At 64.0% G+C, this 13,903-nt stretch carries 10 protein-coding genes; 7 read left to right on the top strand and 3 right to left on the bottom strand.

Going from position 1 to position 13,903, the window contains the following annotated elements:
- Window positions 1-181: 181 nt before the first annotated feature.
- Window positions 182-559, bottom strand: coding sequence for a COG4315 family predicted lipoprotein (locus tag ACSQ3Z_RS14040; RefSeq protein WP_040582653.1), 378 nt, complete (start codon window positions 557-559; stop codon window positions 182-184).
- 183 nt (window positions 560-742) lie between these two features.
- On the opposite strand from ACSQ3Z_RS14040, the gene ACSQ3Z_RS14035 reads away from it, so the two are divergent.
- Entirely contained in the window at window positions 743-1,489 is a 747-nt protein-coding gene (locus tag ACSQ3Z_RS14035) for a cytochrome c biogenesis CcdA family protein (RefSeq protein WP_436171959.1), read from the top strand.
- 102 nt (window positions 1,490-1,591) lie between these two features.
- The gene (gene glmU, locus ACSQ3Z_RS14030) at window positions 1,592-2,959 is read left to right on the top strand and encodes a bifunctional UDP-N-acetylglucosamine diphosphorylase/glucosamine-1-phosphate N-acetyltransferase GlmU (RefSeq protein WP_436171958.1); all 1,368 of its coding nucleotides are present in this window, start codon (window positions 1,592-1,594) and stop codon (window positions 2,957-2,959) included.
- Between the two features lie 9 nt (window positions 2,960-2,968).
- Here the strand turns inward: glmU and ACSQ3Z_RS14025 are convergent, their stop codons facing one another.
- The gene (locus ACSQ3Z_RS14025) at window positions 2,969-3,337 is read right to left on the bottom strand and encodes an ADP-ribosylation/crystallin J1 (protein ID WP_436171957.1); all 369 of its coding nucleotides are present in this window, start codon (window positions 3,335-3,337) and stop codon (window positions 2,969-2,971) included.
- Window positions 3,338-3,548: 211 nt separating this feature from the next.
- Between ACSQ3Z_RS14025 and glmS the strand changes: the two genes are divergently transcribed.
- Window positions 3,549-5,372 (top strand): glutamine--fructose-6-phosphate transaminase (isomerizing), encoded by a 1,824-nt coding sequence (glmS, locus tag ACSQ3Z_RS14020; protein WP_436171956.1) that lies wholly within the window; start codon window positions 3,549-3,551, stop codon window positions 5,370-5,372.
- A gap of 82 nt (window positions 5,373-5,454) precedes the next feature.
- Complete coding sequence (locus tag ACSQ3Z_RS14015; RefSeq protein ID WP_436171955.1) at window positions 5,455-6,213, top strand: DUF502 domain-containing protein; 759 nt, start codon at window positions 5,455-5,457, stop codon at window positions 6,211-6,213.
- On the opposite strand, the gene recG is transcribed toward ACSQ3Z_RS14015, so the two are convergent.
- The gene (gene recG, locus ACSQ3Z_RS14010; protein WP_436171954.1) at window positions 6,165-8,273 is read right to left on the bottom strand and encodes an ATP-dependent DNA helicase RecG; all 2,109 of its coding nucleotides are present in this window, start codon (window positions 8,271-8,273) and stop codon (window positions 6,165-6,167) included. The two genes, ACSQ3Z_RS14015 and recG, sit on opposite strands and share 49 nt — an antisense overlap.
- Window positions 8,274-8,365: 92 nt before the next feature.
- Here recG and ACSQ3Z_RS14005 point away from each other — a divergent pair, with 92 nt between their 5' ends.
- From ACSQ3Z_RS14005 to ACSQ3Z_RS13995, 3 genes are all read left to right on the top strand, one after another.
- Entirely contained in the window at window positions 8,366-8,662 is a 297-nt protein-coding gene (locus tag ACSQ3Z_RS14005) for a succinate dehydrogenase assembly factor 2 (protein ID WP_436171953.1), read from the top strand.
- Between the two features lie 4 nt (window positions 8,663-8,666).
- Window positions 8,667-12,158: a transcription-repair coupling factor gene (gene mfd / locus ACSQ3Z_RS14000; protein ID WP_436171952.1), complete on the top strand. Its 3,492-nt coding sequence runs from the start codon at window positions 8,667-8,669 to the stop codon at window positions 12,156-12,158.
- A gap of 214 nt (window positions 12,159-12,372) precedes the next feature.
- On the top strand, window positions 12,373-13,746 hold the full coding sequence (locus ACSQ3Z_RS13995) for a class II 3-deoxy-7-phosphoheptulonate synthase (protein WP_436171951.1): 1,374 nt from the start codon (window positions 12,373-12,375) through the stop codon (window positions 13,744-13,746).
- Window positions 13,747-13,903: the final 157 nt, after the last annotated feature.

Below are 13,903 nucleotides of genomic sequence, written 5' to 3'. Positions count from 1 at the left end.
AAAGGCGGTTTGTGCTTCGAGCGACCGGAAACGACTCGGGGATACGTGGCCGGCGCCCGCGCAAATCCGGCTGAGTGGGCACAATTGCCTGCATAGTGAAACCGGCCGCCGGCGCATGGAGGGTGCCCGGCGACCAGTCGACTCGAAGTCCTGCCAGCAGGCAAGACGATGATTGGGAACTCTAGTCAGCCTTGACGACGTGCCAGACTTCGCCGACGCCGTCGCCGGTCATGTCGCCGGCCTTCTTGTCCTTGATGAAGGTGTAGACCGGCTTGCCCTCATAGGCCCACATCTTGGTGCCGTCGGTGCGGTCGACGACTGTCCATTCACCGTCGGCTTTCGCGTCGGCCTCGGCCTTCAGCGGCGGCCAGTTGGTGGCGCATTTGTCGTAGCAGTTGGTCTTACCCTTCTCGTCCTTGTCATAGGTGTAGAGCGTCATGCCGTTGGCATCGGTGTAGATCTTGGTGCCGCCGACATCGGCTTCCTTCCACGCCTCGGCGGCGAAGGATGCGGCGGTGCTGAGCAAAAGCGCAGCGAGCCCGGCTGTGATCGTTTTCATGGAAATCTCCCTGGGTATCCGAAGAAGCGCGCGGGAAATCGCGGCTTCTTTTTGATCAACGCGTCCAGCCGTTCGTTTCTTCCCCGGTCTGTCGCTCCAGGGCCGGCGGCTTGCCACAAAATGGTGATTGGTGGACAAGGCGGTGCGTCGCTATATGCGCGCCAGCATTGTTGGAGCTACGGAATGGCATTGGATATCGGCTATGTCAGCGCGGTTGGGGCGGGGGCGATCTCGTTCCTGTCGCCTTGCGTGCTGCCGCTGGTGCCGCCCTATCTCTGCTACATGGCCGGCGTCTCGGTCGACGACTTTCGCGGCGATGCCGGCGCTACGGCAAGGGCCGGCGCGCGTGGCGCATTGATTGCGTCCTCGATTGCTTTCGTACTCGGCTTCTCCACCGTCTTCGTCGCGCTTGGTGCCGGCGCTTCGACCATCGGTCATTGGCTGCGCGTCTGGCAGGAGCAACTGGCGATGGCCGCCGGCGTGCTGATCATCCTGATGGGACTGAATTTCCTCGGCATATTGCGCATCCCGCTTCTGTCGCGTGAGGCGCGCTTCCAGTCGCAAGGCAAGCCGGCCAGCCTGATCGCCGCCTATGTCATGGGGCTGGCCTTCGCCTTCGGCTGGACGCCCTGCATCGGCCCGGTGCTGGGGCCGATCCTGACGCTGGCCGGCGGCCGCGAGACGGTCGGCGAGGGGGCGCTGCTGCTTGCCGCCTATTCGCTCGGGCTGGGCATCCCGTTCCTGATCGCCGCGCTGTTTTCCGGCGCCTTCATGCGCTTCCTCGGCAAATTCCGCGTCCATCTCGGTCGCGTCGAAAAGGCGATCGGCGCGCTGCTTGTGGTCGCCGGCGTGTTTTTCCTCACCGGCGGGGTGCAGAGCGCGTCGTATTGGCTGCTGGAGAATTTCCCGGCGCTGGGGCAGTTGGGGTAAACCCGATCCACCATCTCACCGGAATTTAACCGCATTGGTGCAGCATGGCGCCAATGCTAGATAGTTTCGATTCCTGATCCCTTTTCATACGGTTGCCCTTTCATGAGCTCGAGATCCTGCCTGTCCGTCATCCTTGCCGCCGGCGAAGGCACGCGCATGAAAAGCGTGCTGCCAAAGGTGCTGCACCAGATCGCCGGCTTGCCGATGGTTGTCCATGTGGTGAAGGCGGCTGAGGCCGCCGGTGCCGGCGACCAGGCGCTGGTGATCGGCCATGGGGCGGAGGAGATGCGCAAGGCGGCACAGAAGTTTGCGCCGAAGGCCGAGACTTTCGTGCAGGAACGGCGGCTCGGCACCGCGCATGCCGTGCTTGCCGCGCGCGATGCGATATCAAGGGGTTACGACGATCTTCTCGTCATGTTCGGTGACACGCCGCTGATCGATCCGGGCGCGCTGACCGCGGCGCGGCTGAAGTTGGCGAAAGGTGCTGGCGTCGTGGTCATCGGTTTTCGCACCCCGAACCCCACCGGCTATGGCCGGCTGATCGAGAAGGGCGGCAAGCTGGTCGCCATTCGCGAGGAGAAGGACTGCACCGACGAGGAGAAAAAGATCACCTTCTGCAATGGCGGGCTGATGGCGGTGGCGGGCAAGCAGGCGCTGAAATTGCTCGACCAGGTCGGCAATAAGAACGCCAAGGGCGAGTATTACCTGACCGATATCGTCGAGATCGCCGGTGGCCAAGGGCTGGATGTCGTTGCCACCGAAGCCAGTTTCGAGAACGCGCTTGGCATCAATAACCGTGCCGAGCTGGCCGAGGCCGAAGGCATCTGGCAGCGGCGCCGGCGGCGCGAGGCCATGCTGTCCGGCGTGACGCTGATCGCGCCCGAAACCGTGTTCTTCTCGCACGACACCGAGATCGGCGCCGACACCATCGTCGAACCCAATGTCTGGTTCGGGCCGGGAGTGAAGATCGCCACGGGCGCCAAGATCCATGCCTTCAGCCATATCGAAGGCGCCACCGTCGCTTCCAACTGCGATGTCGGGCCGTTCGCCCGGCTGCGGCCGGGTGCCGATCTCAAACAGAAGGCCAAGGTCGGCAATTTCTGCGAGGTCAAGCAGGCTGTCATCGAGGAGGGCGCCAAGGTCAATCATTTGACCTATATCGGCGATGCCCGCGTCGGCGCGGGCGCCAATATCGGCGCAGGCACCATCACCTGTAATTATGACGGCTATTCGAAATTCTTCACCGACATCGGCGAAGGCGCCTTCATCGGTTCGAACTCCTCGCTGGTGGCGCCGGTCACGATCGGCAACGGCGGCTACATCGCCTCGGGCAGCGTCATCACCGAAAGCGTGCCCGACGATGCACTGGCCTTCGGCCGCGCCCGCCAGAGGACGCTGCCCGGCAAGGGCAAGGAATTGCGCGAGCGCTTTGCTTCGGCGGCGGCTGCCAAGAAAGCTGCCGCCAAATAAGGCAGGGAGTCAGCCGGCTGCATCCGTGCCAAACGCAGCGGTCACTTCGATCTTGCCGACGATTGACCTGTTGAAGTCAGGCAGGTCTTCGGCAGGGATCCAGTACTCCAGATGCGCCTTGCTGCCGGCATGCTCGACTCGGTAGCGGTCGAGAAGCTCCTTCAAGACGTCAAACCGGGTGACAAAACCCGAGCCGCTGGCGGGTACATTCCAGTCGCGTGCGATCTGCGTCGCATAGGCTTCGGACAGAACCGGATAGAAAATCGGCTGGTCGGGCAGGCGTGGCGGGAACGCCCGCATGCCCGATGCCTCGATCAATTTCAGCTCTTTCGGTCCAACAGGACGCCAGAGTGTCACGGTGGGTTTGGTTTCGCTCATGGCCAGACTTTAGCCAAATATTTCTGAAACGAGAACCAAGTGCCTGAAAAGCCGAACGATTGCAGTAACCGGATTGCAAGAGCGGTCTGTCATGGTGCATTGCGAGCAGGACCGTTCCGCTGACACGGAACGAAACGCAAAGTGACTTTTACGGCAGGCCGGCAATCCCTAGATAGCGCTGGGTTTCTGCAGGGAATCGGGGGCAAGGGCCATGTGCGGTATCGTCGGAATTGTCGGCCAGCAGCAGGTCGCGCCGCTTATCGTCGACGCGCTGAAACGGCTCGAATACCGCGGCTATGACTCGGCGGGCGTCGCCACCATCGAGAACGGCGCGCTCGGCCGCCGGCGCGCCGAAGGCAAGCTGGTCAATCTCGAACGCCTGCTGAAGAACGAGCCGCTGGATGGCACGATCGGCATCGGCCACACGCGTTGGGCGACGCATGGCGTGCCGAACGAAACCAACGCGCATCCGCATTTTTCGGACGGCGTCGCCATCGTCCACAATGGCATCATCGAGAATTTCGCCGAATTGCGCGACGAGCTGATCCGCGACGGCTATGAATTCTCCTCGCAGACCGACACCGAGGTCGTTGCGCATCTGGTGGCGCGCGAACTGGCCAAGGGGCTGAAGCCGGTCGAGGCCGCGCACCAGGCGCTGAAGCGGCTGGAAGGCGCCTTTGCGCTGGCCATCATGTTCAAGGGTGACGAGGATCTGATCGTCGGCGCCCGCAACGGCCCGCCTTTAGCCGTCGGCCATGGCGACGGCGAGATGTTTTTGGGGTCCGACGCCATCGCGCTGGCGCCCTTCACCAACTCGATCACCTATCTGGAAGACGGCGACTGGGCGGTGGTGCGCCGCAACGACGTCGCCATCTTCGACATGGACGGCAACAAGGTCGACCGCAAGCGCCAGCAGTCGCTCTCGACCAGCTTCATGGTCGACAAGGGCAACCGGCGGCACTTCATGGAAAAGGAAATCCATGAGCAGCCCGAAGTGATCTCGCACACGCTGGCGCATTATGTGGATTTCGTCTCCGGCGTTTCCAAGCCGCTCGAGCTGCCCTTCGATTTCGCCAAGATCGGACGGCTGGCGATCTCGGCCTGCGGCACCGCCTATCTCGCCGGGCTGATCAGCAAATACTGGTTCGAGCGCTATGCACGGCTGCCGGTCGACATCGATGTCGCTTCGGAATTCCGTTACCGCGAGATGCCGCTGTCGGCGAACGACGCCGCTTTCTTCATCTCGCAGTCGGGCGAGACCGCCGACACGCTGGCCTCGCTGCGCTACTGCCGCAAGGCCGGGATGAAGATCGGCGCGGTCGTCAACGTGCGCGAATCGACCATGGCGCGCGAATCCGATGTGGTGCTGCCGACACTGGCCGGTCCGGAGATCGGCGTTGCCTCCACCAAGGCTTTTACTTGCCAGCTCTCAGTACTGGCTTCGCTTGCGGTGCGGGCCGGCGTGGCGCGCGGAACGATTTCGCGCGAGCAGGAGCGGACACTGGTGCGCGAACTGTCGGAAGCGCCGCGCTTTGCCAACCAGGTGCTGAAGCTCGACGGGCAGATCGAGCGTATCTCGCGCGAACTCTCGCGCTACAAGGACGTGCTTTATCTCGGCCGCGACACCAATTTTCCGCTGGCCATGGAAGGCGCGCTGAAGCTCAAGGAAATCTCCTACATCCACGCCGAAGGCTATGCCGCCGGCGAGCTGAAGCACGGGCCGATCGCGCTGATCGACGAGAACATGCCGGTGATCGTGATCGCGCCGCATGACCGTATCTTCGAAAAGACGGTGTCGAACATGCAGGAAGTGGCGGCGCGCGGCGGCAAGATCATCCTGATCACCGACAGCAAGGGCGCGGCGCAGGCGAGCGTCAAGACGATGGAGACGATCATCCTGCCCGACGTGCCGGAAATCATCTCGCCGATCATCTACGCGCTGCCGATCCAGATGCTCGCGTACTTCACTGCCGTGTTCATGGGCACGGATGTCGACCAGCCGCGCAATCTGGCGAAATCGGTGACGGTGGAATAGGCGCCGTTTAAAAACTTCGCAATTCCAAAGCGCCTTGCGGTTCACTAATGTCGCGTTGCAATCAGCGCGCCGCGGTGAACCCATGTCCGACGCTTCCAAGACCTCAGGCATGACCCGGCTGCGGAATTATTTCCTGACCGGCTTCATCGTCTGCGCACCGTTGGCCATCACCGCCTATATCGCCTGGTCCTTCATCGGCTGGGTCGATTCCTGGGTGAAACCCTATATTCCGGCACGCTACAGCCCCGACACCTATCTGCCGGTCCCGGTTCCGGGCTTTGGCCTGATCGTTGCCTTGATCCTGATCACGCTGATCGGTTTCATGACGGCCAACATCGTCGGCCGCGCCATCGTCAACTTCGGCGAACGCTTGCTCGGTCGCATGCCCTTGGTGCGCGGCATCTACGGTTCGCTGAAGCAGATTTTCCAAACGGTGCTGTCGAACAAGGGCGACATGTTCCACCAGGTCGGGCTGGTCGAATATCCGCGCAAGGGCGTCTGGTCGCTGGTTTTCGTCGCCAGCGAGAAGGAAACCGAGATCAACCAGAAGCTCGACCAGGAAGGCGATCCGCTGATCGCGGTGTTCATGCCGTGCACGCCGAACCCGACCACCGGCTTCCTGATGTATGTGCAGAAGTCCGATATCGTGCTGCTCGACATGACGATCGAGGACGGTGCCAAGCTGATCGTGTCGGCCGGGCTGGTGGCGCCGGAGGTGAAGGCCAAGATCGTGACCGTCAACGGCGAGCGGATCGAAGGTCCGCTTGCCAATCCGCCGCTCGGTGTCGGGCCTCAGCCGGCGCGCAGCAGGCGCACGGCCTCGTCGCGGCCGAACAGATAAAGCAACAGCCGCAGGGCCGAGCCGCGCTCGGACTGCAATTCCGGATCGCGCGACAGGATCAGCCTTGCGTCATCGCGGGCGGCTTCGAGCAGGTCGGCATGCGCCTCGATGCGCGCCACCTGGAAGCCCGGCGTGCCGGACTGGCGCGTGCCGAGCAATTCGCCTTCGCCGCGCAGCTTCAGGTCCTCCTCGGCGATAAGGAAGCCGTCCTCGGTCTCGCGCATCACCGACAGCCGGCGCTTTGCCGTCTCGCCGAGCGGGTCCTTGTAGAGCAGCACGCAGGAGGACGGCTTGTCGCCACGCCCGACCCGCCCGCGCAGCTGGTGCAACTGGGCAAGGCCGAAGCGCTCGGCGTGCTCGATGACCATGATGGTCGCGTCCGGCACGTCGACGCCGACCTCGATGACCGTGGTGGCGATCAGGATGCGCGTCTCGCCCTGTTTGAAGGCGCGCATAGCCTCGTCCTTTTCCGTACCCTTCATGCGACCATGCACCAGCCCGATCCGGTCGCCGAACAAAGGCTTCAGCGAGGCAAAGCGGTCCTCCGCCGACATCAGTTTGATTTCTTCGGATTCCTCGACCAGCGGACAGATCCAGTAGATTTTTTGGCCGCCGGCGACGGCGTCGAGCATGCGGCCGACCAGTTCGTCCAGCCGTTCGAGCGGCAGGGTGACGGTGCGGATCGGCTGGCGGCCGACCGGCTTTTCGGTCAGCTTCGAGACGTCCATGTCGCCAAAGGCGGTCAGTACCAAAGTGCGCGGGATCGGCGTCGCCGTCATCACCAGCATGTCGGGCGCGTCGCCCTTGGCGGTGATGGCGAGCCGCTGGTGGACGCCGAAACGGTGCTGTTCGTCGACGACGGCGAAGGCGAGGTCGTGAAACGTCACCGTTTCCTGGAACAGCGCATGGGTGCCGACGACGATGTCGATCTCGCCGCTCGCCAGACCGGCGAGCGTGTCGGTGCGCTCGCGGCCTTTTTCGCGGCCGGTGAGGATGGCGACGCGCAGCCCGGCCCTTTCCGCCAAAGGTGTGATCGTTGCCAGGTGCTGGCGCGCCAGGATTTCCGTTGGCGCCATCAGCGCCGCCTGGCCTCCGGCCTCGACGGCGCGCGCCATGGCGAGCAGCGCGACCACCGTCTTGCCGGAGCCGACGTCGCCCTGCAGCAGGCGCAGCATGCGCTCGGGATCGGCGAGATCGGCGTTGATTTCGGCCAGCGCGAATTCCTGGCTGGTGGTCAGCGAATAGGGCAGGGCCGCGCACAGTTTTTCGACGATGCGGCCATCGCCGATCAGCGGCCGGCCGGACAGGCGGCGGACCTTCGCCCGCACTAGCGCCAGCGACACCTGGCCGGCCAGCAACTCGTCATAGGCAAGCCGCCGCCATGCCGATCCTTCGATGGCGACATCGATCGGGTCGGCCGGGTTGTGGATGCGGGCAAGCGCCTCGCCAAAGGCGGGAAAGGTCTGGCGGCGCATGAAGGCGTCGTCCTGCCATTCCGGCAGCTCCGGCAGCCGGCCGAGCGCCTGGCCGATCGCCCGGCGCAGCACTTTTCCCGACAGGCCGGCGGTCAGCGGATAGACCGGCTCGACCAGCGGCAGGGCTTCGGCGTCATTGGCGAGTGCGATATGATCGGGATGGACCATGGTCGGGCGGCCGTTGAACCATTCCATGCGGCCGGAGACGACGACATGCTCGCCTACGGGCATGGCCTTTTCGAGATAGGCGGCATGGGCATGGAAGAAGGTCAGCCCGATCTCGCCGGTATCGTCATGGGCATAGACCCGATACGGCACCGACCGGTTGCCGCGCGGCGGCGGCTGGTGGCGGTCGATGCGCACGTCGAGGGTGACGATGGCGCCTGCCGGCGCGAGCGCAATGCCCGGCCGGTTGCGGCGGTCGATCACGGTGTGGGGCAAGACGAACAAGAGGTCGCCGGCGCGCGCGGCGCGGTCGCCGAGATCGGCAGCCACCACCTTCTCGATCAGCAAGCCGACCTTCGGCCCGACGCCGGCAAGCGAGGTGATCGGGACGAACAGCGGATCGAGGAGGGAAGGACGCATGATGTCAGCTTATGTCGCGACGGCCATTGCGCAAGGCTGACACCGCCCTCTATCCACGCTATATGCGCCGCTTCAGACAGGGATGCGGCACGATGACCGGAACGAAACGATCAAGCGAGGGGCTCGATGCCCGCCGCCGCAAGCTTCTGTTCCGTTCCTGGCATCGCGGCATGCGCGAGATGGATCTCATCCTCGGCAGCTTCGCCGATACCGAGATCGGCGCCTTGACCGGCGACGAAATCGACCAATATGAGAGGCTCCTCGACATTCCCGACACCGAATTCCTGCCTCTGATTACCGGCGAACGCGCGGTTCCGCCTGATATCGATTGTGCCGTGCTGCAAAAGATCCTGGCGTCGCGCCGGACCATGACATTCCGAACGACGTGATTTCATGAGCCTCATTCCCACCATCGGCCTGCCGAAAGGCCGCGCCGGCCAGTTCATCGTCGATGGCGTCGCCGACGGCTACGAAGCCTTCGCGCTGGTGCAGGCTGCGCACGAGATTGCTCCCGACAAGCCGGTGCTGTTCGTGGCGCGCGACGGCCAGCGCCTGCCGGCGATCATAGAGGCGCTGGCCTTTGCCGCGCCCGGCCTGCCGGTGCTGGAATTGCCGGCCTGGGATTGCTTGCCTTACGACCGCGTCTCTCCAGGCTCGGACGCCGCCGCCAAGCGGCTCGACGCGCTGACCGCAATGATCGCGCTGGCGAGGAGGCCGCACCGCGCGGTCATCCTCACCACGGCCAATGCGCTGTTGCAGCGTATTCCGCCGGCCGATCTGGTCGAGGCGCAGACCTTCCATGCCAAGCCTGGCAACCAGATCGACATGAACGCGCTGGTGTCGCGGCTGGAGACCTCGGGTTTCGAGCGGGTGCCGACGGTGCGCGGCGTCGGCGAGTTCGCGGTGCGCGGCGGCATTCTGGACCTGTTCGCGCCCGGCTGGACGGAAGCGCTGCGGCTCGATTTCTTCGGCGACACGCTGGAATCGATCCGCGTCTTCGACGCCGCAACGCAGCGCACCACCGGCCAGCGCAAGTCGATGGCGCTGCAGGCGATGAGTGAAGTGGCGCTGACGCCCGAGACCATCAGCCGCTTCCGCCGCGCCTATATCGAGGCCTTTGGCGCGCCGCAGCGCGATGACGGACTCTACGCGGCGGTCAGCGAAGGGCGGCGCTTTGCCGGCATGGAACATTGGCTGCCGTTGTTCTACGAACGGCTGGAGACGGTGTTCGACTATCTGCCGGATACTCCCGTCGTCTTCGACCACCTGGCGCATGAGGCGCTGGCCGAACGGCATACACTGATCCTCGACCACTACGAGGCGCGCCGGAAACAGGCCGACGGCGCGCTGAAGGACGCCGTGCCCTACAAGCCGGTGGCGCCGGACCTGCTTTACCTCTCGCCGGAAAACCTCGTTGCGTCGCTGGGGCCGCGCGAAGCCATCGACTTCACTGCCTTCGACGCGCCGGATGCAGGCGCCAAAAAGGTCTTCCACGCCGGCTCGCGCCACGGCCGCGCCTTCGTCGAGGAACGCGCCGACCCCAACGTCAATGTCTTCGACGTCGTCGTGAAACACATCGCCGCCGAGCGCGCCGCGCGCCGTCGCGTCGTCATTGCCGGCTGGACGGAAGGCTCGCTCGACCGACTAGGCCAGATCCTGGCCGAACATCATCTCGGCAATCTCGTGCCAGTGGCGACGCTTGCCGAAGCGGACAAGCTCGAGCCGGGGCAGGCAGCACTTGCGGTGTTGCCGCTGGAATCCGGCTTCGAGACCGAAAAACTGGTCGTCGTCGCCGAGCAGGACATTCTGGGCGATCGGCTGATCCGGCGTTCGAAGCGCAAGAAGCGTGCTTCCGACTTCATCGCCGAAGCCTCGTCATTGTCGGCCGGCGACATCGTCGTGCATACCGACCACGGCATTGGCCGCTTCATCGGCTTGCGCACCATCGAGGCGGTCGGCGCGCCGCATGACTGCCTCGAAATCCACTATGCCGGCGACGACCGGCTGTTCCTGCCGGTGGAGAATATCGAGCTTCTGTCGCGCTACGGCTCGGATTCGGCCGAAGCAACGCTCGACAAGCTCGGCGGCGGCGCCTGGCAGTCGCGCAAGGCGCGGCTGAAGCGCCGCCTGCTCGACATGGCCGGGCAGTTGATTCGGATTGCCGCCGAGCGGCAGATGCGCTCGGCGCCGTCGCTGGTACCGGCCGATGGCCTCTATGGCGAGTTCGCCGCGCGCTTTCCCTATGAGGAGACCGACGACCAGCAGACGGCGATCGATTCCGTCATGGACGATCTGGGTGCCGGCAAGCCGATGGACCGGCTGATCTGCGGCGATGTCGGCTTCGGCAAGACGGAAGTGGCGCTTCGCGCCGCCTTTATCGCTGCCATGGAAGGTTTCCAGGTTGCAGTTGTCGTGCCGACGACTTTGTTGTCGCGCCAGCATTTCAAGACCTTTTCGCAGCGCTTCTCCGGCCTGCCGATCCGCGTCGCCCAGGCCTCGCGGCTGGTCGGCGCCAAGGAACTTGCCGAGACCAAGAAAGGCATCGCCGAGGGCACGGTCGACATCGTCGTCGGCACGCATGCGCTGCTCGGGTCCGCGATCTCATTCAAGTATCTCGGCCTGTTGATCATCGACGAGGAGCAGCACTTTGGCGTCAAGCACAAGGAACGGCTGAAGGATCTCAAGACCGATGTGCATGTGCTGACGCTGTCGGCGACGCCGATCCCCCGCACCTTGCAGCTTGCCTTGACCGGCGTGCGCGAACTGTCGCTGATCGCGACACCGCCGGTCGACCGCATGGCGGTGCGCACCTTCATCTCGCCCTTCGATCCGCTGGTCATCCGCGAGACGCTGCTGCGCGAGCGCTATCGCGGCGGCCATTCCTTCTATGTCGTGCCGCGCATCAGCGATCTCGCCGAAATCCATGATTTCCTGCGTGAATCCGTGCCCGAGCTGAAAATCGCGGTGGCCCATGGCCAGATGCCGCCCGGCGAGCTCGACGACATCATGAACGCCTTCTACGACGGCCAGTACGACGTGCTGTTATCGACCACCATCGTCGAATCCGGCCTCGACATCCCGACCGCCAACACGCTGATCATCCATCGCGCTGACATGTTCGGCCTGTCACAGCTCTACCAGCTGCGCGGCCGCGTCGGCCGCTCGAAGGTGCGGGCCTATGCGCTGTTCACGCTGCCGGCCAACCGCAAGCTGACCGATACGGCCGAGCGGCGGCTGAAGGTGCTGCAGTCGCTCGACACACTCGGCGCCGGCTTCCAGTTCGCCAGCCACGACCTCGACATCCGAGGCGCCGGCAACCTGCTCGGCGAAGAGCAGTCCGGCCACATCAAGGAGGTCGGCTTCGAGCTCTACCAGCAGATGCTGGAGGAGGCCGTCGCCGAGGTGAAGGATTCTGGCGAGGTGCAGGATGGCGGCTGGTCGCCGCAGATCGCGGTCGGCACGGCGGTGATGATACCGGAGGGCTATGTTCCGGACCTGCAGCTCCGGCTGACGCTCTACCGCCGCCTCGGCGATCTCGAAAACACCGAGGAGATCGATGCCTTCGGCGCTGAATTGATCGACCGCTTCGGGCCGCTGCCGGAGGAGGTGAAGCATCTCTTGAAGATTGTCTTCATCAAGGCGCTCTGCCGCAGCGCCAATGTCGAGAAGCTCGATGCCGGGCCGAAGGGCGTCGTCATTCATTTCCGCAAGCGCGAGTTCCCCAACCCGGTCGGGCTGGTCAAGTTCATCGGCGAGCAGGGCTCGCTGGCCAAGATCCGGCCGGATCACAGCGTCGTCTTCATCCGCGACTGGCCGAACGCAGAAAAGCGGCTGGCCGGCTCGGCGGTGGTGATGACGCAGTTGGCGCGGCTGGTGGCCGCATAGCAAGGCGCCGGGCGCTTCGCTGCGTCGGCCTCCATTCGCCAGCGCTGAAATTCCGGTCTAGAATAGGAAATCGGCTTCGTGTATGGAGCCGCCACCCCATATAGGGGCGGAATGGCGGGCGATGGCGTTCGCTTGTTTGTTTGACGCAATTCGGGACGGAAAACCGTTTCACACTTTTCCTGGAATTGCTCTGAAAGGGCGTTTGGGTGCAACGATGACGAAATGGTCGCCGAATTCCTGGAGGGCAAAGCCGATCAAGCAGGTTCCTGCTTATCCGGACCTTGCCACGCTGAAGAACACGGAAGCCCAGATCGCCACCTTTCCGCCGCTGGTTTTTGCAGGTGAGGCGCGCAAGCTGAAGAAGCAGCTTGCGGCTGTCGCAGCCGGTGACGCATTCCTCCTCCAGGGCGGCGATTGCGCCGAGAGTTTTGCCGAGCACGGCGCGGACAATATCCGCGACTTCTTCCGTGTCTTCCTGCAGATGTCGGTGGTGCTGACCTTCGCCGGCGCACAGCCGGTGGTGAAGGTTGGCCGTGTCGCCGGCCAGTTCGCAAAGCCGCGCTCGTCCGACAACGAGACCAAGGGCGAGGTGACGCTGCCGAGCTACCGCGGCGACATCATCAACGGTATCGAGTTCGACGCCAAGTCGCGCATTCCCGATCCGGCCCGGCAGGAGATGGCGTACCGCCAGTCGGCGGCGACGCTCAACCTTTTGCGCGCCTTCGCGCAGGGCGGCTATGCCAGCCTGGAGAACGTACATAGCTGGATGCTGGGCTTCGTCTCCGACAGCCCGCAAGGCGAGAAATACGAATCGCTGGCGAACCGCATCACTGAGACGATGGATTTCATGCGCGCGGTCGGCATCACGTCCGAAACCAATTTCGCGCTGCGCGAGACGGATTTCTACACCAGCCACGAGGCGCTGCTGCTCGGCTACGAGGAGGCGCTGACCCGCGTCGATTCGACCTCGGGCGATTGGTACGCCACGTCGGGCCACATGATCTGGATCGGCGACCGCACGCGCCAGCCCGACCATGCGCATGTCGAATATTGCCGCGGCATCAAGAACCCGCTCGGCCTGAAATGCGGTCCGTCACTGACGCCGGACGGTCTGCTGGAGCTGATCGACCTGCTCAATCCGGAAAACGAACCGGGGCGGCTGACGCTGATCGCGCGCTTTGGTTCCGACAAGGTCGCCGACCATCTGCCGAAGCTGGTGCGGGCGGTGCAGAAGGAAGGCCGCAGCGTGGTGTGGTCATCCGACCCGATGCACGGCAACACGATCGAGGCTGCCGGCTACAAGACGCGGCCGTTCGACCGCATCCTGAAGGAGGTGCAGACCTTCTTCGAGGTGCACCGCGCCGAAGGCACGCATCCGGGCGGCATCCATGTCGAGATGACCGGCAAGAACGTCACCGAATGCACCGGTGGCGCCCGTGCCATCACCGCCGAGGAATTGCAGGATCGCTACCACACGCATTGCGATCCGCGCCTCAATGCCGACCAGGCGATCGAGCTGGCCTTCCTGGTCTCGGACCTGCTCAAGAAGAGCCATCCGGTCCAGCAGAAGCAGGCCGCCAACGGCTGAGTTTGCCTGCAAGCAGAATGGATTGAAGAAGAAGCGCTGGAGAAATCCGGCGCTTTTTTCGTTTGCGCGGCGATGCATGACGGGCCGTGATCACATCAGTGCTTACGAAAATGTGTTCTCACACGACCATCGCAAAGCCAGGATTGAGGCAGAACGC

The organism is Mesorhizobium sp. LjNodule214 (assembly GCF_964252735.1).
In the GTDB taxonomy this organism is placed as follows: domain Bacteria; phylum Pseudomonadota; class Alphaproteobacteria; order Rhizobiales; family Rhizobiaceae; genus Mesorhizobium.
This window is presented reverse-complemented; position numbering and strand designations above follow the sequence as displayed.